Annotated in this window: 16 protein-coding genes, 1 pseudogene and 1 other annotated feature; of the genes and pseudogenes, 11 read left to right on the forward strand and 6 right to left on the reverse strand. The window is 43.9% G+C overall.

Features of this window, described 5'->3' with window-relative positions:
• Positions 1-16: 16 nt before the first annotated feature.
• The 3 genes from FC14_RS09520 to FC14_RS09530 form a co-directional block, all read right to left on the reverse strand.
• Positions 17-460: a YueI family protein gene (locus FC14_RS09520; RefSeq protein WP_056977708.1), complete on the reverse strand. Its 444-nt coding sequence runs from the start codon at positions 458-460 to the stop codon at positions 17-19.
• Between the two features lie 62 nt (positions 461-522).
• Complete coding sequence (rpsD, locus tag FC14_RS09525) at positions 523-1,131, reverse strand: 30S ribosomal protein S4 (protein WP_056977710.1); 609 nt, start codon at positions 1,129-1,131, stop codon at positions 523-525.
• A 206-nt stretch (positions 1,132-1,337) separates the two neighbouring features.
• A complete protein-coding gene (locus FC14_RS09530; protein ID WP_056977712.1) occupies positions 1,338-1,790 on the reverse strand; it encodes a GAF domain-containing protein in 453 nt (150 codons plus the stop codon).
• Positions 1,791-1,932: 142 nt separating this feature from the next.
• On the opposite strand from FC14_RS09530, the gene FC14_RS09535 reads away from it, so the two are divergent.
• The 5 genes from FC14_RS09535 (at position 1,933) to FC14_RS09555 (ending at position 9,503) form a co-directional block, all read left to right on the forward strand.
• A complete protein-coding gene (locus FC14_RS09535) occupies positions 1,933-3,633 on the forward strand; it encodes a septation ring formation regulator EzrA (RefSeq protein WP_156655808.1) in 1,701 nt (566 codons plus the stop codon).
• Between the two features lie 5 nt (positions 3,634-3,638).
• On the forward strand, positions 3,639-4,055 hold the full coding sequence (locus FC14_RS09540) for an arsenate reductase ArsC (RefSeq protein ID WP_056977716.1): 417 nt from the start codon (positions 3,639-3,641) through the stop codon (positions 4,053-4,055).
• A 115-nt stretch (positions 4,056-4,170) separates the two neighbouring features.
• Positions 4,171-5,319 carry a cysteine desulfurase family protein gene (locus tag FC14_RS09545; protein WP_056977718.1) on the forward strand — a complete coding sequence of 383 codons (1,149 nt, stop codon included), beginning with the start codon at positions 4,171-4,173 and terminating at the stop codon, positions 5,317-5,319.
• Between the two features lie 17 nt (positions 5,320-5,336).
• Positions 5,337-6,554: a tRNA uracil 4-sulfurtransferase ThiI gene (thiI, locus tag FC14_RS09550; protein WP_056977720.1), complete on the forward strand. Its 1,218-nt coding sequence runs from the start codon at positions 5,337-5,339 to the stop codon at positions 6,552-6,554.
• Positions 6,555-6,591: 37 nt separating this feature from the next.
• Positions 6,592-6,802, forward strand: a binding site (T-box leader).
• Between the two features lie 46 nt (positions 6,803-6,848).
• A complete protein-coding gene (locus FC14_RS09555) occupies positions 6,849-9,503 on the forward strand; it encodes a valine--tRNA ligase (protein WP_056977721.1) in 2,655 nt (884 codons plus the stop codon).
• Positions 9,504-9,561: 58 nt separating this feature from the next.
• Here FC14_RS09555 and FC14_RS09560 read toward each other — a convergent pair whose 3' ends face one another.
• From FC14_RS09560 to FC14_RS09570, 3 genes are read right to left on the reverse strand one after another with little or no spacing between them, the layout of a single operon-like run.
• Positions 9,562-9,855: a hypothetical protein gene (locus FC14_RS09560; protein WP_056977723.1), complete on the reverse strand. Its 294-nt coding sequence runs from the start codon at positions 9,853-9,855 to the stop codon at positions 9,562-9,564.
• A 57-nt stretch (positions 9,856-9,912) separates the two neighbouring features.
• Positions 9,913-10,455: a biotin transporter BioY gene (locus FC14_RS09565; protein WP_056977725.1), complete on the reverse strand. Its 543-nt coding sequence runs from the start codon at positions 10,453-10,455 to the stop codon at positions 9,913-9,915.
• Between the two features lie 14 nt (positions 10,456-10,469).
• The gene (locus FC14_RS09570; RefSeq protein ID WP_056977727.1) at positions 10,470-10,775 is read right to left on the reverse strand and encodes a CHY zinc finger protein; all 306 of its coding nucleotides are present in this window, start codon (positions 10,773-10,775) and stop codon (positions 10,470-10,472) included.
• 158 nt (positions 10,776-10,933) lie between these two features.
• On the opposite strand from FC14_RS09570, the gene FC14_RS09575 reads away from it, so the two are divergent.
• The 6 genes and pseudogenes from FC14_RS09575 (at position 10,934) to FC14_RS09600 (ending at position 25,217) form a co-directional block, all read left to right on the forward strand.
• Positions 10,934-12,076 (forward strand): exonuclease SbcCD subunit D, encoded by a 1,143-nt coding sequence (locus FC14_RS09575; RefSeq protein ID WP_056977729.1) that lies wholly within the window; start codon positions 10,934-10,936, stop codon positions 12,074-12,076.
• Entirely contained in the window at positions 12,073-15,162 is a 3,090-nt protein-coding gene (locus tag FC14_RS09580; RefSeq protein ID WP_056977731.1) for an AAA family ATPase, read from the forward strand. Before FC14_RS09575 ends, FC14_RS09580 begins: the two co-directional genes overlap by 4 nt.
• A gap of 12 nt (positions 15,163-15,174) precedes the next feature.
• Positions 15,175-18,915 (forward strand): PD-(D/E)XK nuclease family protein, encoded by a 3,741-nt coding sequence (locus FC14_RS09585; protein WP_056977733.1) that lies wholly within the window; start codon positions 15,175-15,177, stop codon positions 18,913-18,915.
• A 3-nt stretch (positions 18,916-18,918) separates the two neighbouring features.
• Positions 18,919-23,001: a helicase-exonuclease AddAB subunit AddA gene (gene addA, locus FC14_RS09590; protein WP_056977735.1), complete on the forward strand. Its 4,083-nt coding sequence runs from the start codon at positions 18,919-18,921 to the stop codon at positions 22,999-23,001.
• A 156-nt stretch (positions 23,002-23,157) separates the two neighbouring features.
• Positions 23,158-23,505 (forward strand): annotated as a pseudogene (locus FC14_RS09595) (helicase-related protein); the annotation flags it as partial.
• Positions 23,506-23,696: 191 nt separating this feature from the next.
• Positions 23,697-25,217 carry an Rpn family recombination-promoting nuclease/putative transposase gene (locus FC14_RS09600; RefSeq protein WP_056977738.1) on the forward strand — a complete coding sequence of 507 codons (1,521 nt, stop codon included), beginning with the start codon at positions 23,697-23,699 and terminating at the stop codon, positions 25,215-25,217.
• Positions 25,218-25,638: the final 421 nt, after the last annotated feature.

Below are 25,638 nucleotides of genomic sequence, written 5' to 3' on the forward strand. Positions count from 1 at the left end.
CGGGGTGCGCTTCTTTTTAGTCAAATAACTTTTGCCAAAAACTAGGGTGACTAGGCTTTGGGTGTGAATTTTCTTCTTGCGGATACTTTTCAGCAACGTCAATGACTTCAACGTGTAGGGCTTGACTTGGGCTAGCCAAAACTAAGGCATAGGGACTAGGGTTTTGACTAGCTTCGTCTGCCTTTAAAACCGTTTTTAACTCGTGTTGGCTAGCAAAACTGAGGAGTTTGTTTAGGGGTGTTTCGTTTAAGTCGCTCCTAATTGCCAACTGGTAGTCGGGGTGGGCTAGCATTTCATCTTTAAGTCGCGCCAGGTAAAAATCACTTTGGGCTTGGTCGTATGTTAGCGTCAGGCTAACGCGTTCCCTAAAGGTGCCGAGATAGCGTCTTTGCTCATCTGGCTTTAAGTGGGGGGTGCCGGCTAAGCTTTGGGTGAGGCGGTCTTCTAGTTGATCTGACATAAAACCATCCTTTCTATCAAAAAATGGGCCAAGAACAGCTCTTGACCCATTAATACTAAAAATTAAAGTTTGTTGTAGTATTCAACAACTAAGGCTTCGTCGATGTTTGCATCTAATTCATCACGTTCTGGTAAACGAACAAGTGAACCAGACATTGTGTTTTCATCAAATGAAACGAATGGTGCGCGCCCAACAACTGCTTCTAAAGCTTCCTTAACAACAGTTAAGTCCTTTGAACGTTCACGCAATGAGATAACTTGGCCTGGTGTTACTTCGTATGAAGGGATATCAACACGCTTGCCATCAACAGTGATGTGGCCGTGGTTAACTAATTGACGAGCTTGACGACGAGTAGTAGCTAAACCTAAACGGTAAACTACGTTGTCTAAGCGACGTTCCAAAAGAATCATGAAGTTGTCACCGTGCTTACCTTCGCGAATCTTACCAGCCTTCCTGAAAAGGTTAGCAAATTGACGTTCTGAAACACCGTAAGTCATGCGAAGCTTTTGCTTTTCGCGTAATTGTAAACCGTATTCTGAAAGTTTACGACGGTTGTTTTGACCGTGTTGACCTGGTGCGTATGGACGACGAGCTAATTCTTTACCTGTACCGGAAAGAGAAATACCTAAACGGCGTGAAACTTTCCAGCTAGGACCTGTATAACGTGACATTAAAAATTCCTCCAATAATTGTTTTGGAGTAAAATAATCCTTGTAAGTTTAGTATTCGTGCAGTTTATTTTGCGAGTTCACCCTTGCAGCCGAAGGGTTACTAACCGAACCAATTGGCAATAAACTGTTGACGAGCTTACCACTTACTGCTGCATTATTTTACACAAACGTTAGAATAACAAGAAGTGCTTGCTTTGTCAAGTCTTTTAGATATATTTTGCTAAAGCTTGTTCAAATTCGGCCAAAACGGCTTCATCTGCTTGACTAAAACGGTCTAGACTAGGTGAATCAATGTCTAAGACACCGATTAAGTCACCGGCTGCGTTGTGCAATGGAAGAACGATTTCGGAATTACTTGCTGAATCGCAGGCAATATGGCCGGCAAATTCATGGACGTTGGCTACCCTAAGTACTTCTTTTTTAGCAAAGGCCGTACCACAGACACCTTGACCAACTTTGATGTGCATGCAGGCTACCTTACCTTGGAAGGGTCCTAAGATTAATTCGTTGGCGTCAGGTTGGTAAAGGTAAAAACCAACCCAGTTAATATCTGTTAGGCTATCATTTAAGAGGGCGGACGCGTTGGCTAGGTTAGCCATTTGGTTTGTTTCCCCAGTTAAAAGGGCATCGATTTGTTGTGCAAGTAGTGATTGAGTCATAAAAATTCACCCCAAGATTAAGCTTTTTTACTATAGAAGATATGTTATAATCTATATATTAGGATATTGTATACTGCTTTTAATTTATGGGCAATAAATATGTTTTATAAGTGCAGAATAATTTGTGAAGGATGGGATTGTGATGGTAGCAGCTTTAGTAGCAATCGTTGTTTTGGCGGTTGTCATATACTTAGGGGCACTATATTTTCAAAGACTTAATAATGCAAGGATTAGTGCCATTGAAGATATTACTGCCAAGATAGAAGCTAATTCGCAAGAAGACGAGCTAGCTGCTATCAGTAAGTTAAATTTGACCGGGGAAAGTTTGGCGGCCTTTGAAGAACTAGATAAGTCTTACCGGGCCTTAATCAACCGGGAATTACCGTTTTTAGTTGAACGCTTAAAAGACGTTAAGGAGGCCAATCAGCACTTTAGTTTTCCTACAGTTAAGTCAGATTTGGAAACGCTTGAAGCTAAGGGGGCAGCTGCTAACATGGCCTTTACTAAGATTATCAAGCAGATTAAGCAAATCAAACAACAAACTGACCAACACCAGCAAAATATCGACAGCCTGCAGACCAAGTATCAAGAAATTCGTAAGAAATTATTGGCCAAGAATTTTTCCTATGGGCCGGCAATCACGCGCTTAGAAGCAGCTTTAGCTGATTTGGAAAAGGATTTTAAAGAATATGAAAATATTGCCGAAAATGGTGATTACGTTAAGGCTGATAAGGCTTTAGCCAAATTAAAAGATGACACCAAAACACTAGAAGTGGCGTTAAAGCAGATTCCGCCTATTTATCAAAAACTACATAACGTTTACCCAGACCAACTAACAGACTTAAAGGATGCCTTAGCTAAGATGCAGGAAGAAAAGTACCTCTTTAAAGAGGATATGACGGCTAAGTTGGCGGACTTAGATCAACAAAGCCAGGCGTTGACCACAGCTTTAACCAAGTTGGACTTGGAAACGGCGAAGCTATTAGAAAAAGAGCTCGGCCACCAGATTGAAGCAGCCTACACTGTTTTTGAAGAAGAGTACACTGCGCGCGAAAAAGTCGAAGCTAAGACCAAGTTCTACGCTGATTTTATCGAGCATGCAGAAAAACAAGAACGGCGCTTGTCGTTAGAATTGGACCGCCTGGGGCAAAATTACACCTTAAACAATGATGAAAAGGCAAGGGAGCGCCAGTTAGCTGAACAGTTAAAAGAAATTCACGCAGCCTATACTAGTTACCAAGCGGCCTTGATGACTGACGGGGTTATTTATAGTCAAATCTTGCAACAAATGGAACAAGCTTTTAGTGATTTAAAGGCTATCGAAGAAGAACAAGGTCGGATTAATGATGGGGTCGCTAACTTATGGAAGGAAGAAAAGCAGGCCTGGGAGGCTGTTAACCAGTTTAACTTGGATTTGGCCAAGTACCGGCGCGACTTAGAAAAATTAAACTTGCCGGGGTTACAAACCGAATACCTTGACTACTATTACCGGGTTAAGGATGAAGTAGAGGCTGTTTACCAATCATTAGACCACGTTAAAATTGATATGGCTGCGATTACCAAGGACCTAATAGATACGCAAGCCGATTTGGATGCCCTCGAAGAAAAGACCAAGGATATTGTCGACAGTTCGAGCCTCACGGAAGAAATGCTCCAGTATTCTAACCGGTACCGTAATCGTTATCCGGAGGTGGCACAAGCATACCAACAGGCTAAGAAGCTCTTTAGCGAAGACTATGATTACGTAGCGGCTTTAGATACGATTGCCCAAGCGGTCGATAAAGTGGAACCGGGAGCTTATGATAAGGTCAGTGCCCGTTATCATAAGCGCCAACAGGGGTGATTAAGATGACCAAACCCAAGGTAGCATTTATTTGTGTCCATAATTCCTGTCGCAGTCAGATTGCAGAGGCCTTAGGCAAATTACTAGCTTCCGAAGTATTTGAGAGCTATTCGGCTGGGACGGTAAAAACAGCCTTAAATCCAGATGCCGTACGATTAATGAGGGCTAAGTATCAGCTGGATTTGACGCAAAGCCAAACTTCTAAAACATTAGCGGCCTTACCGGCAGTAGACATCGTGATTACAATGGGCTGCAATGTAAGTTGTCCAGCGCTTCCCTGTCGTTATCGCGAAGATTGGGGGATAAGTGATCCGACCGGCAAAGACAACGCGACCTTTGAGGCAGTTATCGCTACAATCGAAGCTAAGGTACGCCAGTTAGCTAGGCGGATAACGGCCGGTGAATTTGAAAATGATGTTTAAAGGGACATAAGTTAGTGACTAGCTTTACTAGGTTATGTCCTTTCTTCTTGCCAATTTACTTATTTCTAGTTAGAATGTGTTATGACTCTGATAAGAATAGATGAGAAGGTAGATTATGATTTATTTTGATAATAGTGCTACAACCAAGGTAGCACCGGCAGTATTAGAGACCTACACAAAGGTTAGCCAACAAATTTGGGGTAACCCCTCTTCTTTACACAAGATGGGGGAGCAGGCCTACCTTTTGTTAGAACAAGCGCGTAAGCAAATTGCCGATTTACTGGGGGTAATGCCAGGTGAAATTTTCTTCACTAGTGGCGGCACCGAAGGAGATAACTGGGTTATTAAGGGGACGGCTTTTGAAAAACGCCACTTTGGTAACCACCTGATTACTTCCCAAGTTGAGCACCCAGCGGTTTTAAACACTATGGCCCAACTAGAAAGACTAGGTTATGAGGTAACTTACCTCCCAGTCGATAAAAACGGGCAGGTTAACCCGGCTGATTTAAAGGCCGCCTTGCGTAAGGATACCATCCTAGTATCTATTATGGCGGTTAACAATGAGGTGGGGGCAATTCAACCGCTAAAAGAAATTGCCGCCATCCTGGATGATTATCCACGGGTTCATTTTCATGTCGACGCAGTCCAAGCCTTAGGTAAGGGTTTGGGTGAGCTTCTTTCCCTAGACCGGATTGACTTTTTGACCTTTTCGGGTCACAAGTTCCACGCCCCCCGCGGGATAGGGTTTATCTACGCTAAGGCTGGCCGGAAATTGGCGGCCTTAATGGCTGGGGGCGGCCAAGAACAAAACCAACGCTCTGGGACCGAAAACCTGCCAGCTATTGCAGCCATGGCTAAGGCTATTAGGTTGTTATTGACGGATGAAGAGGCAAAGGTTGCTAAGCAACAAGCAGTCAGAAAGATGATTTATGATCACTTGGCTAAGTTTGACAAGGTAACCATTTTTTCACAGCTGACACCTAACTTTGCCCCGCATATTTTATGCTTTACGATTGATGGGGTTAGGGGGGAAACTATCGTTCACGCCTTTGAAGAATTTGGAATTTATATCTCAACTACCAGTGCCTGTTCATCCAAGAAGGGGACAATTTCTGGGACCTTGGCGGCAATGAAGATTCCCGAAAAAATTGCCACCTCAGCCGTACGAATCAGCCTGGATGAAGCTAATAACGACAAAGAGGCTGCGGAATTCATTAAGGCCTTTGACATTTTATACAAACGCTTTGCAAAAATTAATTCATAATTAGAAAGGGTATGACGATGCAATACACTGAAATTATGGTTCGCTATGGCGAGCTTTCAACTAAGGGTAAAAACCGGCGGAACTTCATCGACCGCCTGGCTACTAATGTGCGCCAAAGTTTTCATGATTTTCCTAACTTGGTAATTAAGGCCCACAGAGACCGGATGCACATGCACTTAAATGGTGAGGATGCAGATCAGGTAATGGCCCGGCTCCGCCAAGTCTTTGGGATTCAAAACTTTTCTCCTTCGATTAAGGTTGACCGGGACATGGAAGAAGTCAAAAAAGTGGCCGCCCAAATTATGCAAGAAAAGTTTTTTGACGGGATGACCTTTAAGATTAATACCCGCCGCTCGGACCACCGCTTTATGTATGATACTAACGAGATTAATGACATGCTGGGTGGCTACATCTTAGAACACGTTCCTGGAATTAAAGTTAAGATGAAGGACCCTGATATTACCTTGCGGGTAGAAGTCCGCTTAAATGGGATTTTTCTTTCTTACGAAACAATCCAAGGGGCTGGTGGCTTGCCAGTAGGGACTGCCGGTAAGGGAATGTTGATGCTATCTGGTGGGATTGATTCACCAGTAGCCGGTTACCTCGCTTTAAAACGGGGAGTGGACATTGAAATGGTGCACTTCTTTAGTCCGCCTTACACGAGCGAACAAGCTTTGAATAAGGCTAAGGAATTAACCGCCAAGTTAACACCTTATGGGGGGCACATTAAGTTTATCCAAGTACCGTTTACAGAAATTCAAGAAACGGTTAAACACGATGTACCTTCTGGTTACTTGATGACGGTTCAACGCCGCTTCATGTTACGCTTAACTGCAGCGCTTGCGCAAAAACGGCACGGGTTAGCAATCTTTAACGGGGAAGCCTTAGGACAAGTGGCTTCTCAAACCCTTGAAAGTATGGCGGCCATTAATGACGTAACTACCATGCCAGTTTTACGGCCGGTGGTTTCAATGGATAAAAACGAAATTATCAAGATTGCCCAAGATATTGATACCTTTGACTTATCCATCATGCCATTTGAAGATTGCTGTACAATTTTTGCTCCACCTTCACCTAAGACCAAGCCTAAGATTGATAAAGCGCGGGCTTATGAAGCCAAGTTAGATGTTGATGGTTTGATTGAGCGGGCTTTGGCCGGAGTTGAAATTACCGAAATCAAGATTGGCGATACCTTCTTGAACCAGGAAGAAGAATCTTTTGCCCAATTACTATAAAAGCTTGACGGCGGAGTGATTGACGTCTAAAATACTTTTATAAGCATTGAACAAGAGCAACCAAGAACTAGGTAACTTCCAGAAAAAAGTCCATTAGCTGCGAGGACTTAGTTATCATCTTGGTTGGTAGCTTGGGAGCTGTTAGCCTGAAAGTTTAGTAGGGTTAGCCGGATATCTATTCGTTAACTAGAAACAAGTGGGGCATAAAAGCCCAATTTAGGTGGTACCACGGCACTGTCGTCCTAAGTCGGATGGCAGGGCCGTTTTTTTATTGCCCAAGAAAGGAAGATCAAGATGGCTAAAGAAATGTCAACTAAATACGATCCTAGTCAAGTTGAACCAGGACGTTACCAAAAGTGGGTTGAAGCAGGTCTATTCAAGCCAAACGCTGATAAAAATGCTCACCCTTACTCAGTCGTAATCCCCCCTCCAAACGTAACGGGTAAGTTACACTTGGGGCATGCCTGGGATACGACCTTACAAGATTTAATTATTCGTCAAAAACGGATGCAAGGTTTTGATACCTTATGGTTACCAGGGATGGACCACGCTGGGATTGCTACTCAAGCTAAGGTTGAAGCCCGCCTAGCCGAAGACGGAATTTCCCGTTACGACTTGGGGAGAGAAAAATTCGTTGATAAGGTATGGGAATGGAAGGGCGAATACGCCGACATTATTCATAACCAGTGGGCTAAATTAGGCTTGTCCTTAGATTACGACCGGGAACGCTTTACCCTTGATGAAGGTTTATCTAAGGCTGTGCGCAAGGTCTTTGTTTCCCTTTACAAGAAGGGCTTAATTTACCGGGGCGAATACATCATCAACTGGGATCCTAAGGCGCGGACTGCTTTGTCTGATATCGAAGTTATTCATAAAGACGACAAGGGGGCCTTCTACCACGTCAAGTATCCATTTGCTGACGGGACAACCTTTAATGGCAAGGACTACATCGAAATTGCCACCACCCGGCCAGAAACCATGATGGGGGATGTGGCCGTAGCGGTTCACCCTGATGACGAACGTTACAAAGATATTGTAGGTAAGACCTTAGTATTGCCACTTCAAGGTCGCCACATTCCAATTATCGCTGACCAATACGTTGATCCAGAATTTGGAACCGGGATGGTTAAGATTACGCCTGCCCATGACCCTAACGACTTTGAGGTTGGTAACCGCCACAACTTGGAACGCATCAACACCATGAATGAAGATGCAACCATGAATGCTAATGCCGGCAAGTATGAAGGCTTAGACCGGTTTGAAGCCCGCAAGGCGATTGTTAAGGACCTAGAAGACCAAGGTTACATGCTCCGGATTGAACCAATTGTCCACTCAGTTGGTCACTCAGAAAGAACTGGGGTCCAAGTTGAAGCCCGCCTATCAACCCAATGGTTTGTTAAGATGAAGCCCTTAGCAGAAGCTGCGCTAGCTAACCAAAAGACAGACGACCGGGTGGACTTTGTTCCTGGCCGCTTTGAAAATACCTTTACTCAGTGGATGGAAAATGTTCATGACTGGGTAATTTCCCGTCAATTATGGTGGGGCCACCAAATTCCAGCTTGGTACAATAAGCAAACTGGGGAAACTTATGTTGGCGAAGAAGCTCCGAGCGACATTGAAAACTGGGAACAAGATACTGATGTGTTAGATACTTGGTTCTCAAGTGCTCTATGGCCATTTTCAACAATGGGTTGGCCAGATGAAAAGGCCCCTGACTTTGAACGCTACTTCCCAACTAACACCTTGGTAACAGGTTATGACATCATCTTCTTCTGGGTTTCCCGGATGATTTTCCAATCATTGGAATTTACTGGCCGCCGGCCGTTTAAGCACGTTTTAATCCACGGGTTAATTCGGGATGAACAAGGCCGCAAGATGAGTAAGTCCCTTGGAAACGGGATTGATCCAATGGATGTCATCGATAAATACGGAACGGATGCCTTGCGGTGGTTCTTAACTAATGGTTCCACTCCTGGCCAAGATATTCGCTTCTCTTACACTAAGATGGACTCAGCTTGGAACTTCATCAACAAAATTTGGAACGCTAGTCGCTTCGTAATCATGAACCTAGCTGATGACACCAAGCCTGTCTTACCTCCTAAGAGCGAATGGCAATTAGCCGATAAGTGGATTTTAAACCGCTTGAACCAAACTGTTGCTGAAGTTACCCGCTTATTTGACAACTTTGAATTTGGGGAAGCGGACCGGGCCCTTTATAACTTCATTTGGAATGACCTTTGTGACTGGTACATCGAAATGGCTAAGGAAAACCTTTACGGTGACAATGCTAAGTTAAAGGCTAACACCCAAAATATCTTGTGCTACGTCTTAGATCAAACCTTACGCTTGATGCACCCAATCATGCCATTTGTTACCGAAGAAATTTGGTTAAGCATGCCTCACGATGGGCAATCATTGGTAACGGCAGCTTACCCAGTCTTTAAGGAAGAATTGGTTGACGAAGATGCTGACCGGCAAATGAGTGTCTTGATTGAATTAATTAAGGCGGTTAGAAATACCCGGGCTGAAGTTAACGCCCCAATGTCTTCTGCAATCGACTTGTTGATTAAGACCAAGGATGAAGACGTTAAGGCCATGTTAGAAGCTAACAAGGACTACCTTGACCGCTTCTGCCATCCAAAGGAATTACAAATTAGTGCTGACGTAACTGCACCTAAGCTAGCAATGACTTCTGTTATTACTGGCGCCGAAGTTTACATTCCATTGGGAGACTTAATCGACCTTAAAGAAGAAATTGCACGGCTTCAAAAAGAAGAAACTAAGTTAGTGGCGGAAGTAACTCGGGCCCAAAAGAAATTGGGCAATGAACGGTTTGTAGCCAATGCTCCTGCCGAAGTAGTTAATGCTGAAAAAGAAAAATTGGCTGACTACCAAGCTAAATTAGATGCAACTAAGGAGCGGATTGCCACCTTAGCTAAGGAAGCTTAATAATGAGAAAAGTCCCGTTAACCTAACATTCGTTAGGCTAACGGGACTTTTCTGTTATTTACTTATTTGTTTCAATCGTAACCTTAATCCCCTTGGCTTTACCATCAAGGATGTCTAGGATAGCAGTGACTACTCGTAAACCGTAGCGAAGGACTAAGGTGGTGAGGCGAAGTGCTAACTTCATGCTCATCCCAGCTAAAGTTAGGCTTAAGGCGGTCGCGTTTAAAAAGAAGCGACTGCCTTTTTCTTTAACTAAGCGGAGAAAAACGGAGTCTTGACCGGTTTGTCTCAGGTAACTAGCCACCTTGTAAGCTTCGTCATACATTTCTTGTTCAAATTTGGATTGTGCCATAAAAATCCCTCCCGCGCTTTTTTCTTTAGCATAAGCGCGGGAGGGCTGAATGTCAACTTATTTTAATTTAGTGAGACGGTTAGCTACAATCAAGGTGATGATGGCTTTTAAGGTGTCGCCAGGAATAAAGGCTAGGTTAGCCAAAAGTGATTTTAAAATTGGCATGTGGCTATAGACTGCCAGGTAAATTGCACCAAAGGCATCAATGAACAAGACCCCAAACAGCCAAATCACCACAAATTGGAAGGTGGCACTTTGCTTGGGTAACTTGGCTAAGCCCAAGGCGATTAAAGCGGGGACAAAGAGCCAGGCAATCACGTAACCAGCGGTTGGTCCAACCAAGACGCCTTGGGTATTAGCGCCAGAAAAGGCGGGGAGAATAATCCCAATTAAAAATAAGAGCAAGATTGAAATCGTGCCGTCCTTAGCCCCTAAGATAACCCCGGCTAACATCACCCCTAAATTTTGCAGGACGATGGGAACCGGAATAAAGCCCAAGGGAATTGGAGGTAGGAAACCTAAAACAACAACTACAGCTGTAATTAAGGCGATTTTGGTTAAACGAATGGCAGTAATACTAGTGCTACGAGTCATAAACATCCTCTTTTCTTAACTTATGCTTTGAAATAAATCTGGTGATGGAAGTGACAGTTAGGATTAAAAGCAGCCTGACAATACGGGCAATACCCAAGTAGGTATTGTTTCTTGCTTAAGAGTCGAAAACAGTTACCACATAAGACGGGGTAGGGTTCACTTGAACTGCTAGCTACGAAATGATGGGTGGCGATTTCATCGTGGCAGCGGTAGCAGGCGTAGTATTTTTGGCAAGCGGCACACTTTAAAGCCACAATGTCTAACTGGCTGTGGTAGTGGCGACAACGTCCAGCCTGGTCGGTTAAGGCCCCGTAAATTTTAATCATTAGCATCGCCTCCATGCAGTTATCATAAACTAACGTAGATTTATTGTCAACCTAAATCATCTTAAAAGTTAACAATAGATAAAAACGAACATATTTTCATTTCACGCTTGGATGGTGTATAATTTTAAGTAGAAATTTTAGTTTGCGGGGTGAATTTTATGAGGGTTTTACATACAGCCGATTGGCATATCGGTAAGAAATTATATGAATACGATTTATACGCGGAGCAAGTAGCAGCCTTTGAACAGATTCGACAAATTGCGCGCCAAAAAAAGGTTGACGCAGTTGTAATTGCCGGCGACCTTTATGACCGGAGTGTTCCGAGCGAAGAGGCGGTGTCCGTCTTAAAACAGATGCTAGTTAAGTTAAATATTGAAGACAAACTACCTTTGCTAGCTATTAGTGGGAACCATGATTCTGCTCGCCGGTTAGGGGTTGGCGATGAGTGGTTTGAACATAACCAGTATTTTTTAAAAACGGAGTTAGGAATAGACGCGAAGGGGCGGCGGACCTTGGAGCCGGTGGAGCTAGGCAACTGCCAGTTTTTCTTGGTGCCTTACTTTAACCCTAAGGCCAGTCGCACTTATTTTGAAGATGACAACATTAGTACCATGGCGCAGGCGATGGCTAAAGTTGTGGCCGAATGTGAGAGTTACTTTAAGCCAGGATTGGCCCATATTTTGGTGGGCCACTGCTTTGTAGCCGGCTCTAGCCACGAAGACTCCGAGGTTAGTTCAACTGTCGGGGGCTTAGACGAAGTGCCGGTTTCTTTATTTAAAAATTTTGATTATGTTGCCTTAGGTCACCTACATAACCACCAAGCCTTATTGGCAGATAACGCGCGCTATGCTGGCTCCCCGGTGAAGTTTTCCTTGTCAGAGTTAACTAATCAAAAGGGAGTCTACATTTATGATACCGAGACCAACGACCGGGAATTTGTCCCCCTGAAAGATCCGACGCCGATGGTTTCACTAACAGGCAGTCTAGATGAACTCTGTCAACCAGCTAAGTATAATGAAGTGGCTGATCAAGCCTTTGTTTTTGTCAATTTGACCGACCGCCAGGTGATTGCTAATTTAGTTGAAAAGCTGCGGGCTTGCTATCCCCGGTTAGTACATATTGAACGGCAAAATGGCTTGGAAGGTATCACCCAAACCCCAAGTGTTGAGTTGCTAAAGGAGGCTAACAGTCCGCTAAAGATGACGGCGGCCTTTTTTGAACAAACCCAGGGACTGACTTTAAGTGCCGCCCAGCAGGATTACCTAGCCCAACTACTAGCAGAAATCGAGGAAGAACAATGAAACCACTAAAACTAACCTTAAAAAATTTTGGCCCTTACCTAGACGAAGAAATAGATTTTACCCGCTTTGAAGCTAGCCCGCTTTTTTTGATAAATGGTAAAACGGGTAGCGGGAAGACAACAATTTTTGATGCAATGACCTACGCCCTTTATGGCACTACTTCCGCCGCTGGAAAAACCGGGCGTGATGCCAAGGAGATGCGGTCTAAGTTTGCGGATGCTAAGGCTCAAACTAAGGTTAGCTTGATCTTTAGCCACCAGGGAAAAGTGTATCAGGTCGAACGGAGTATGAAGGAAAAAAAGACTGCTACTACCCTGGACACCAAGGTCGAGTTGAGCTTAATCGAACCTAAGCCGGCTAAACTTTTGGCGGCTAAGACTAGGGAAGTTGAGCGGCAGGTTACTGCTTTGATTGGACTAGATGCCAAGCAATTCAGCCAGGTAATTGTTTTACCCCAAGGAGAGTTTGATAACTTCTTAAAAGCTGATGCCAACCAAAAAGAAGCACTCCTAGAGCATTTTTTTGATACCGCAATCTATAAGCGCCTAGAAGAAAAGTTATTGGCCCAAAGTAAGGAATTAGAAAGCCAGCTGGCAACTAGTAACAAGCTAATTGCTAGCCAGTTAGCAGCATACCCAGAATATGAGGCAAAAACGGTCCCGGAATGGCTAACTAAAGTCACTGAGACTCTGGCAGTGTTAGAGGAAAGTAGTCAGCAAGAAGCTAGCGTGATTACCGGCCTGGAAGACAAGCAAACCCAGCTTAACCAACAGTTAGGCTTTCAAGAGCAGTTACACGCCCAGATAGAAGCTAAGGAGGCGTTAGTTAAAAGGCAGACCGAACTAGCAGCTAAGCAAGCTGAGTTTGAGGCTAACAAGACCCGCTTAGATCAGCTCACCTGGGCTAAAGACCAGCTGAGTAACTGGCAATTATTCCAACAAAATCAAAGGGAGTTAGCAGCTTTAAGGGAGCGGCAACAAAAAGAAGAGTTAACTCAAGGTGATTTGCAAGCTCAGTTAGCTGCCTTAGACCAACAGGCGCCAGCAGTTGCCAAAAATACTGCCGACTTGCAAGCTTTACGCCAAAAGGTTAGCTACTTAAAAGAAATTGAACCCCACTATGAAGCCTATGTAAATAAGCAATCCCAACAACTAGCTTTAAAACAAAACCTAACCAGTAAGCAGGTTCACTATACTGACTTACAAGCTGACCTAAAAGCCGCCCAAACAACCGAACAATCTCTCCGCCAGCAAATCAGTAACCTTCCTGACCTTAAGCAACTTCAGGAAGAATTTTATCGAACTGAGCGTCAGTTAGCTAACCTGACTCAAGAGCGGACTTCGCTAACAAAGCTTTACCAGGCTTACTTAGACGCCCAGGCTAAGCTGACTAGGACTAAAGAAGCGCTGGCTGATAAGAAAGCCAAGTTAGCAGTGGCTAAGGAAAAATTCACCACCTTAGACCAGGAATATACCAGCTTGCAGATTGTCCGCTTAACCCAGAAGCTGCAACCGGGCCAACCTTGTCCAGTCTGCGGGGCTTTAGACCACCCGTTAGTTAACCAGGGCCAGGTGGCCGACTTGGCTAAAGTTAAGCAGGTTGAAGGTGACTTGGAACAGGCCCAAGCAGACTTAACTAGCCTTCAAAGCGATTATAATCAGCTTGAAGGCCGGCTTAAAGTCCAAAAGCAAACTCATCTTGCTGCTCAAGCCGACTATCAAGCAGAGCTCAAGCAGGTGTTAGCCAACCATGGTTTGCAAGCAGGGGGGGAGTTAAAGCAGTTAGCAAATCAGTTCCAAGTCCAAAAGCAGCACTTAGAGTCAAGCCTCAAGGCAGCTAGTGCTAGGGAAGCAGAACTAAAGGCTAAGCAAGCTGACAGTCAACAAAAAATTGACCAGTTAAACTTAAAATTAGAGCAAGCCCAAGCCGCGGTTACTCAGGCCCAACAAGATTTTCAAGCAGTTAATGACGAGTTAATCGGACTAAAGGCCAAGTTAGCTCCTGATTACCAAACCAAAGACCAAGTCCTTAGTGAACACCAAAAACTAGAGTTAAGGTGTGCGCAACTAGACCAAGAGCTAACTAACTTTGAACGCAACAAAAATCAAGTAAAAGAAGCGCTTCTAACCACCAAGACTAACCTTTCTAATCTGGAAGAAAACTTAGTTAAGGTGCAAACGCAGTTAGCTAACTATCAGACCAGCTTAGAGGCTGCTATCGCCCAAGTTGACTTTGTGTCTAATTTTGATGACTTAGGCTATTTGCTTAGTCACGCAGCTGAAAGCGAGGACCTCAAAGCCCAGGTAACTGCTTACCAAAATGAGGTCAAATTAGTAACTGAGCAGCTGGCTGCAATAGAAAAACAATTAGTAGGCGTAACGGTTTTAGATTTAGAAGAACTAAGGGATAAGCTAGGGGCAGTAAAACAAGACTTGCAAGTCAAAAGGGTAGCCTTAGAGGAAGTAACACGGAAAAAAGAACGGCTGCATGATAGTTACGTGCAAGTTAAGCGGGAAGTAGGCAAGAACGAAACCCTTTTAGCTAAGCTAGACCGCCTAAATCAATTAACGGCACCAATTAGCGGCAAGGGGGTTGGCAAGATTGACTTGCAGCGCTTTGTGCTCCAACAATATTTCCAAAAAATCTTAGGCAACGCCAACGTTATTTTGCAAACGCTCAGTCAAGACCGCTACCTCTTTCAAATAACGACCACTCAAGCCAAAAGTGGGACTAAGGCGGGGCTGGTCTTAGACGTTGTCGATAAGATTAGCGGTGAGCGAAGGCGGACTCAAACCCTGTCTGGGGGTGAAAGTTTTGTGGCCTCATTGAGTTTAGCGTTAGGCTTGGCGGAGACGATTCAAGCAGAAAATGGCGGGGTTAGAATTGAAGCCCTCTTTATTGATGAAGGGTTTGGGTCCTTAGATACTGACTATTTAGCCCGGGCCCTTGATTACCTGCAAACTAAGGAAGGGGACAGTCGGATGGTGGGCATTATCAGCCACGTCCGCGAACTACAAGAAAGTATTCCCGACCGCTTAGAGATTAATAACCGCAATGGTAAGAGTACCGTTAGTTATCATTTATAAGGAAGTGAGCAAATGGCTTTAGGCTTTATTTTAGGTGGAGCTGAAATTGACCATGAACAGGCAATCTTAGAACAGTTATTAGCCTGGCAAAAACAAGCTCCGAGTGAAAATTATTTTGTAATTGTGCCCGACCACATTAAATTTGAAACGGAAGTTAAGGTGTTAGAGTTCTTACGCCAACACTATTCTTCTGCTAAGGGCCTTTATGCCCAAACTAAGACCCAGGTCTTTTCTTTTAGTCGCTTGGCTTGGTACTTTATTAAGGACCAGCAAAGTGTTCAAGGACGACATCTGAGTCAAATGGGACTTACCATGCTGGTCCAAAGCATTTTAAGTCGGCTTGACAGCCTGCACGTTTTTGCGGCCGAAAAAAATCAAGTTGGCTTTGCGCAAAAACTAGCGCAACAGTTGTTGGAATTAAAACAAGGGGGAATTAGTCCCGACGATTTAGACAATTTGGTGGCTAACTTACCAAAAGATCAAGCTAAGAGCATGGATTTGCGGGCTAAATTAACTGATATGGCCCTGGTTTACCGTCAGTTTGAACTAGAGCTAGGCGACAAGTATGTTGAAAGCAGCAAGGTTTTACAGAGCCTAAATGATTACCTCTTAGAAGCTGATTTGAGTCAAACTTCTTTTCTCATCAGTGGCTTTGATCAACTCTCTGCCCTCGAATTACAGTTACTGAAGACCCTGGTTAAAAGGGCTAAGGAAGTCCGGATTAGCCTGGTTTTGACTAAACAGGGCTTGGAGCAGGCTAGTGGGGATGATAATCTCTTTAACAGACCTAAGCGATTGTTTACGGCCTTAACTAACTGGGCCGATAAAAACCATTTGCCGCTAGCAGAGCTTAGCTGGCCTACAGTTAAGCGACTTAGTCCGGATTTAGAGCGGCTAGGCAAATATTGGCAGACTAGCGTTAGCTTAAAAGCTAATAAGCCAGCTCCTTTAAGCTCAAAGGAGAGTGTGTCAGTGGTGGCCCTGGCTAACCGAATTGAAGAGGTCCGTTATGTAGCTAGTCAAATCAGGCAGGAGGTTGCCAAAGGAGAACGGAGGTACCGCGATTACATGGTACTAGCGCCTGATTTAGCTGACTATGAAAATTTAATCGCACCAATCTTTAATCAGTACCAACTGCCGTTTTACTTAGACTTAAGTAAGGGGATGGGTAACCACCCGCTGGTGGAATTTTTAAATGCGCTGTTCACCTTGGCTAAGCACCCTAATCTTTACAGCTATCACGATTTGATGCGGCTTTTAAAGACGGAGCTGTTTATTCCGCAACTATACGTTAGTGACGCAAACGGTCAGCTGGTCTTAAAGCAAGATCTAGCCACGTTTAGAGATGAGCTTGACTGGTTGGAAAACTACTTGTTAAGAACAGGTATCAGCAGTCGCAAGCGATTCGAGGCAGACGATTTTTGGCTGGTAGAAAGGCTGCCCCTTAAGCCTAACCAAAGTCAAGCTGAGCATGAGGCTGCCCAAAGAAAACTCCTCCACAATCAAAATGCCAACCTCCTTAAAACCCAGGTGGCTAAGTTATTGGCCAGCTTCTCTAGGGCATTAGCTAAGGTCAAAACCAACCGGGATTTTGCTCGGGTTCTCTACCAATTTCTAATTAAAGCCGGGGTTGATCAAAGTTTAGCCACTAGCCAAGCCCGGGCTCAAAAGCGTTTCGAGGAAGGTAAACTAAACTTAGTGGGGATTAATGCCCAGGACGCCACGAGGCCAGAACAGGTCTGGAACACCCTGTGCGCCCTCCTAGATGAATATGTCTTAGCCTTAGGTGATCAGGACTTTAGTCTAAGTAACTTTAGCGAAATTTTAAACGCGGGCTTTAAGGCGGCTAAATACAAGCAGGTTCCGACAACGCTAGACCAGGTGACGGTTTCTAAGGCTAACTTAAGTCAGCGCCGTGACCGGCGGGTGCTCTTCTTTTTAGGCGCTAGTGACCAAGCCTTACCAGCTCGGTTTGAAAATAATAGCTTAATTTCCGAAGAGGAGCGCCAACTTTTGGCAAGCGGTGACTGGCTAGCGCGCGACCAATTTTTAGCGCCGGGAGCAGAAATGGCCATGGCAGACGAACCTTACCAGGCTTACCTTAGCTTTTTGACGGCTAAAGACCGGCTAGTCTTTACCTACCCCCAAAATGATGCTGACGGCCAGCTGCTGGCTTGTTCGCCCTATGTCAAAAGAATCATGGCGGCCTTTGGACTTAAGGAGACAGACGTTGGAGATAGACTGGCTGCCTTTTTAGGGACGCCGCGGACCTTGCTGACCGATTTATTAACGCAAAGCAGGGCAGCCTTCCAAAACCAAGCCGACTTAGATTCACAGTGGCAGGCAATTTTAGTCTATGAGTTAGCTGTTAATCAAACTTTGACCTTAAAGTTACTTAACAGCCTAGATTATCACAACGAGATTTTGCCTAACACTAAGCCAAGTGCTGATGGTCACAAGCGACTTATTAAGGAGCTCTTAAAGGAGCTTTACCGTCGGGGTAAAAATGCGGCCTTGTTTGGTTCGGTTTCACGGTTGGAAAGTTTTTATGCTAACCCCTATGAATTCTTCTTGAAATACGGTTTGCAGTTAGAAAAGCGCAAGGAATTTATGCTAAGCCCGGCTGACACGGGGACCTACTTCCATAATTTATTAGACGAGTTTATGCGCCTAATCCACGCTGATAAGACTTACCTCAAACGTTTGACTAGCCGCGAATTCGACCACTACATGAAGCGGGCGGTTACAAACGTTCAACAACAGGCTAAGGAGCAGGAAGGTTACTTGTTTGATGCTAGTGCGCGCCTTGATTTCTTGCGCCAGCAACTAGAAAGCCGTGCGTACCAAGTAGGGCAAGCTATTTGGAAGCAACGCCAGGATCAAGCAATCTACACGTTGGAAACGGAGGCCACCTTTGGTTTTCAAGCTAACGCCCAGCTAGATGGGTTAGTCTTTCCGGCTGGAAAAGGGTTTGCCCAGGATGAAACTTTGAACTTGCAGGGGCGGATTGACCGCTTAGACCTCGTAATCAGTGAGTTAAACCGCCATTACCTAAGTGTGGTTGACTACAAGTCCGGTAACACTGACCTTAAGTTAAAGGACTTTTTGACTAAGGCATTAAACGGCCTGTCGCTCCAACTGTTAACCTACCTAGCCGTTTTGCAAAAGGATAGCAACCAGGCTAAGCTAAAACAACGCCTATTAGAAATGGATCTTCCACCGGCAGAGCAGTTAGAGGTTGGAGCCACGACTTACCTCAACCTCTTTAGTGGCCGCTTGGCCTTTAAAGATTACCAACCGCTTTTGGAAAAGAAGAAGACCTTTGAAGACCTCTTTATGCAACAGTATCAATACAAGGGCTTATTTAGGTTGGAAGAAGATGCCGACTTTTTGTTGGCCTTAGACCAAAAATTAAAGGCTAAGCCGGCTAAGAGTTTGCCTTATAATATCAGTCACCAAAGTAGCGATAAATTTAAGGCCAACGGGAGCAGTCAGTTGCTAACCCTTGAGCAGTTGGAGCAGTTAGTGCAGCTAAACCTCCAAAAAATTGAACAGGCCAGACAAGAAATCTTTGGGGGCATTATCGACTTGAAGCCTTATAAGTTAGACAATCAAACCGATGGCTTGCTGTATTCTGATTACCTGCCAATCATGTTGTTTGATCCTATGGTTGGCAATGAATATCGTAAGATTAAAACCTTAAGTACGGAAGAAGTCTGGGCTCAAATCAAGCACGAACTGCAGAAAGGATAAGCGATGGAAAGTAAATTTGAAGGATATGCAACCAAAAACCAAATTCAAGCGGTAAAAAGTGAGGCCCAAAATATCTTGGTCTCCGCCTCAGCTGGGTCGGGTAAGACAGCGGTTTTGGTTGAACGGATTTTATACCAAGTTATTGGTCATTACCTGGCTGATGACCAAGCAGACGACGAGAGCCTCTTAGGAGAAGTGGCTAACCTCTTGGTGGTAACCTTCACTAATAAGGCTGCCAAGCAAATGAAGGACCGGCTGGAAAAAGCCTTACGGGAGCGGTTAAGCCAGGTGCAGGCTGCCTCACTTCCCGCCCACAAAAAGCAGCGGGCCAGCCAGCATATTTTAAAGCAGCTGCGGACGTTGAATCTAGCGGATATTTCCACCATGGATGCCTTTTGTTCCCGCCTGCTTAAGCGCTACTACTACGCCTTGGACCTGGATCCTAACTTTAGAATCTTAGCCGACCAGGCAGAAAGTCAGATGATCAAGGCCGACGTGTGGGAACGTGTTCGGGAACAGGCCTACGCTAAGATGGGGCAAGAACTGGCCCAAAAGCAGCCGAGTGCTTTTTTTGCTGTTTACCAAACCTTTAGTAACGGGAAGGGTGACGAGGCGTTAACGGACGTAGTGATGAGCATCGATACTTACGCCAACGCCAGCGCCAACCCCGAAGCTTGGTTAGCTAACCTGGCTAAACTCTATCAATTCGATGCCCAGGCAGATTTGACCCAAAGTGATTTATGGCAAAATTATCTGGCACTTGATCTGAATAAGCGTCTGGCCAAGGTAAGTAGTGAGTTTACGGAGCTATTAACTGAGTTAACAGCTTTTCTTGAAGCCGCCAAACATTTTTGGCAAACCGACGTTTATGGACTCTACTATGAGGGCAAAGGGGCAGCTAAGGAAAAGAAATTTAGCGCCGATTTAGCTAAGCGGGAGCAAAAATTTGCCGACCTTTTAGCCGCTTATCAAGCTACCAGCCAGGCCTTAACCGCTTACCAAGCCCAGCTTACGACGGCTAATTATGACCAGTTACGAAGTGGACTTGACTTGAACTTTAGTTTTAAACCAATTTTGCGCCAGGCGGGCAAAACGGCGGGGGATTTTCCCGAAAGTTTAGCTGCCAAATGGAATCAAGTCAAGGCTAAGAAAGATGAGCTTAAAACAGAGGTAGCCAAGATTAAAGCCAGCTACTTTATTTATTCTCAGGCCGACTTCAAAGCAATCTTGACTAAAAGCCAGCTAATTATTGGCGAGCTAGCTAGGTTAACCACTGAATTTAGAAGTGAGTTTGCTAAGGAAAAGACTAGACGCCACCTCTTAGATTACAGTGACATGGAACACTTAGCCTTGAAGCTCTTAACTGGTAGCCAGCCAGAACAAGTTAGGATTCAAGCCGGAATCAAGGCCCACTATCAAGAGGTAATGGTCGATGAATACCAAGATACCAATGAATTGCAAGAAGCACTGTTAACGGCGATTGCTGCCAGTCCTAATAGTTCTTACTTTATGGTGGGAGACGTTAAGCAATCGATTTACCGCTTTAGGCAGGCGGACCCAAGCTTGTTTATCAATAAGTATCAGACTTATCAAGCCGAGGCGGCTGCTGATGAGTTGATTATTCTGCCCCAAAATTACCGGTCAGCCGCAAACGTTACGGGCTTTACCAACTTAATTTTTAGCCAGATTATGGATGCAAGCCTAGGTGAAATCGACTATGACCAGGCAGCCCAATTAATTGCTGCTAACCAGGCTTATTCAAAAGAAACTAGCCAGGTACCAACGGAATTGCTCTTGTACGAAACTAAGCAAGACGAAAGTGCTAGTCCAGTTGTAAGCGACTTTGAACTCGATTCAAAAGAACAGGCTCAGGTGAATTTGATTGCCCATAAAATTCAGGAATTGGTGGGCCAGCAGGAATTTTATAACCGGGACAGTGGGCGAACAGAAACCCTTACCTACAAGGACATTGCCATTTTGGCCTCAACCCACGCCCAGGGGACCTTGATTGCCGAAGAATTTAAACGTTACGGCATTCCAGTTGAAGTCAGCGATACCGACAATTATTTCAAGACGACGGAAATCCAAATCATGCTGTCGCTCTTACGCATTATTGATAACCCCCACCAAGATATCTACTTGGTGGCCACCCTTCGCTCGCCGCTTTATGGCTTTGACGAAAATGAGTTAGCCTATTTGCGGATTGTCACGAGGGGGAGCGATTTTTACGGGACGCTAGTGGGCTTTAAGCAAACCTATGAAAATGCTAAGGACCAACTATTTAGGTTTAAACTCGATAATGACTTTGCCTTTGAAGACCAGTTGGCTAAAAAGGTTAACCATTTTTTGACCGAGCTTGAAGCCTTTAGAAAATTAAGTCGCAGTAGTGAGTTGGCGCCTTTGATTTGGACAATTTACGAACAGACTGGCTTTTTGGAATATGTGAGCGGAATGCCTGGGGGCCCTCAGCGGGTAGCCAACCTCCACGCCCTGTATGAACGAGCTAGCCAGTACGAAGAAATCAGCTATAAGGGGATTTTCCAATTTCTCCGCTTCATCGAACAGATGCAAAAAAATGACCAGGATTTGGCTGAACTAGAGGTTAAGGCCGACGACAACGCGGTCTCTTTTATGACGATTCATAAGAGTAAGGGACTGGAATTTCCAGTTGTCTTTGTCATGGACCTTGGTCGGAGTTTTAACCTCGGTAGTGTGCAAAGAAATAATTACATTCTAGATGACAAACTAGGCTTGGGATTAGCCTTAGTTGATGAAAAGCAAAATGAGCAAGCGGACTTACCGGAAAGCTTAAACGTGACCAGCCCGACCCCAGTTTATGAACTGATTAAGGCCCGGCAGTTGAAGTTAGCTTTGGCCGAAGAGATGCGTAAACTTTACGTGGCCTTAACCCGGGCCGAACAGCGGCTCTACTTGGTGGGACATGTTAAGGATGCGCAGGATGCCTTAGGCAAATGGCAACTGGCTAGCCAAAGTGATGGAAAGTTACTGGCAGAAGCTCAACGGCTTAAGGGGCGGACTTACTTGGATTGGATTGGGGCGAGTCTAATGCGGATGCCTAACTTAGCCGACCGGATTAGCTTTGCGGGTAAACGGGAAGAACAGCTCGACTTACCAACTCCTAGCCCAGTGTTAGCAGACTTTAAGGAGGTTAACTTCAAGCTTGAATTTTGGAACGAAGCAGAGCTCAGCCAAATTTTAGTAGCAAGTGACCAACCAAAAGTAGACCAAGAGCTTTCCTTAAATCAATGGCTAGCTAAGCAAACTGCTGCAGCAAGTCAAGCGCCCGCTAGTGTCAAACAGGTAGCCGACTTTACCTATCCGTATGAAGCCTTGACACAGACCACTGCCTACCAGGCGGTTACCGACATTAAGCGCTTGTTCGATGATCCAGACAACAGCTTAATGGAAAATATCGAGATTACAGATGTGACCGCGACGCGCCTTAACTACCGCCAAGCAGAACAAGGGCAGGCAAGCCTTAACCTTTACGGCCAGGCCAACTTTAAGCAACCTGAATTCATGCAAACGGAAGTTAAGGTCAGTCCGGCTGCCGTAGGGACTGCGACCCACTTGGTTTTCCAAGAACTTGATTTAAGTCAGCCAGTTACTCTTGACGCCGTAGCAGCTACCATCGATAAATTGGTCCTAGCCAAGTTAATAACCACGGAAGTGGCTGCTTTAATCAATCAAAAAGCCATTGGGCGCTTTTATGAAAGTGACCTGGGGCAAGCGGTAATTGCAAATCGCGCTAGCCTTGAGCGGGAGCTGCCGTTTTCACTTCTTTACCCAGCGGGGCACTTATTTGAAGGAGTGGATCAAGCCAGCGCCGACCCCATCTTAATTCACGGGATTATCGACGGCTGCTTTGAAACTCCAGACGGGCAGCTAGTGATTTTTGACTACAAAACCGATGCCATCAACGACTTCCAAACGCCTGAAAAGGTGGTGGCCCGTTACCGGGGTCAGTTAAACCTTTATAGCTTAGCCCTAGAAAGTATCAAGCACAAAAAAGTAACCCACCGCTACTTGTATCTAGTTGCTAGCGGTCAGGTAGTAGAAATTTAAAGAAACACCGCCGTTTAATCTTCAAATTAAGCGGCGGTGTTTTTAGTTAAGAACGAATTTAGGTCAGAAAAATAAAAATTGTAAACAACTTTTTTGGCTAAAGACAAGGTAGTCTTTAATCGTTGTTTGTTGCCATTTTAAGGCAATTTCTTTTCTAAGCAAAAGCGCCTGGAATTGGTAGACCGTTTTAATAATGACCAAACTCAAGTCTTTTTAATTTTGCTTAAAGCAGGGGGGACAGGGTTGAACCTAGTTGGAGCTGATGTAGTTATCCACTATGATCCTTGGTGGAATCAGGCGGCGCAAAATCAAGCTACCGACCGGGCTCACCGAATTGGTCAGGAGCATAAGGTGACGGTTTATAACTTGATAAGTAAGGGTACGATTGAAGAAAAGATTTTAGAGATGCAAAAAAATAAGCAACAACTAGCAAATAATATCTTAGGTAATGACCGAGTAAATAGTTCTAACTTGAGTAAAGAAGATTTGCTAGGATTGCTATAAAAATTTGGCTGGATGAGGGTTAAGTTTGAAATGACTTAGCTTTGGGCTGATGCTTGCCGTTTGGCAGGCATCTTTTTTTATAAAATTTTTCTCATTTTGCATTAATTGGCTAACTGCTTTGCGTATTTAAATAGTGAAGGGAAAAATATTTCATTACCCTGCAGATTTTTATATAATAAGGAGGAAAGCTAATGCTCTCACAAAAAGAAGCCCTTAGGCGCAAGTTTGCCCAGGCGGACTTTACTGATGACGTCATGTTTAGCTTAATAATGTCTCAGCCCGAAATTTGTAAGCGGTTCTTACAGGCGGTATTACCTGCCTATGATTTCGACCACATTAAGGTGACGCCCCAAAAATATCTTAAAACTAGCTATGTTACCCGGGCGGGGCGTTTGGATTTACTATGCACCGATGAAAATGGGACACAATTTAATGTCGAGTTACAGATGGTAGATGAGCATAACCTAGCCAAGCGTTCGCGGTATTACCACGCCTTATTGGCTAACAACATGTTAGCTCCCGGCGAGGATTATCAAAATCTAAAGGAAACCTACGTGATTTTCTTGTATGGCTTTGACCCCTTCGGCCTAGGTTGGGCGGTCACCGACTACCAAATGACCGCCAACCATGGCAAGCACATTTTGGGCGATGGAACTCATAAGCTTATTTTAAACGCTAAGGGGGATTGGCGCGAAGTCAATGACGAACTCAAAGGAATTTTTCAGTTAGTTTTTAAAGGAGATGGACAAGTTGTTGTAATCTCCTTTAGAGATGGAGTTATTGAATTAGTACCAGGGTTCGAACAATCTGATGGGAATTATAAATATCCAGATTCAAATAATGGAGGATCCTGGAAAATAACGAAACCTATTCCAGAGCAAGAAGAAACAACTAATATGAGTGATAAAACTAACAGCCATTATAAGTATTTAAGTCAGTTATTACGTAAGTGGAAAAATAATATAGGATTTAAATTTAAGGGCTTGTTAATTGATACAATGGTTAAGAAGTTTATTGATGCTGATGAGCAACGAGAACAAATTTCTTTTTCTGATTATAGTGTTTTATTGGTAGATTTATTTGAATTTTTATCAAAAGAAGATGCTGAGAAAGCTTACTGGTTTGCCTTAGGTAGTAATCAACAAATATCTAATGATGATAATGGAAAGTTTATCAAGAAAGCGAAAAAAGCATATAACAAGTTAAAAGATATAGGAGATGAAGCTGAATTAGAAAAAGAATATAGAAATTTATTTGGGAGTGATTTTGCTAAAGAAAGTGAATCTCTACAGAACAAAGCGCCTAATGAGGAATTTGTAGAGAAGAAGTTTATAATTGACATACGATATAATATGAAATTAGACTGTACAATTACACAAAATGGTTTTAGACCTAAGCGACTTAGAGATTTTTTGGCTAAACACTGGAAATTAAAAATAAATAAAACGCTCGAATTTGAGGTAGTGAATAATGATATTCCCTCAGATTTATTGCCCAATGTGAAATGGTACTGGAAGGTTAGAAATGTTGGTATTGAAGCCAAAAAGCGAAATAAAGAACGAGGTCAAATATTTATAGATAGAAAAATTAGAAGAGAAGAGACAGATTTTGACGGGAATCATTATGTGGAATGTTATGCTGTTGTTGATAATATTGTAATTGCGCGAGATAGAATTAGCGTTCCAATTAGTAAATTAACCGGGAAAGATTAAGCCCCTTGTTTTTATGCTATTTTAATAAAAGAAAATCTTGGTAAGTTGGAGTTTTTAAAAGTAGTTAACTTATACGGCGACCATTTTTACTTGCTAAATCGTAGCTTAGAAGTTGGCGATAAATCTATGAGCGGTATGATTAATTAATAACGTAACTAGTGATAGCGTCTTGTGTTTTTGCTAAGTATAGATGATTTAATTATACGAATTCTTTTAGGAAATAGATTTTTCGGTTCTAATACCAAAAGTAGCTATGCTTTGTAAAGGTAGGTATTCTTAGATAATTTGCTAATGATGGGAATTTTTTTTGACTCCAAAAGTAAATTGGGACAGATTTATTTACAAAACGGCCTAATGATAGCGATAACAGGCTGTGTTTGGAATTAGATGGCAAGTTGTAAGTGGCTCAGAATCATAGGTC

Source organism: Ligilactobacillus agilis DSM 20509, assembly GCF_001436215.1.
Lineage (GTDB): Bacteria > Bacillota > Bacilli > Lactobacillales > Lactobacillaceae > Ligilactobacillus > Ligilactobacillus agilis.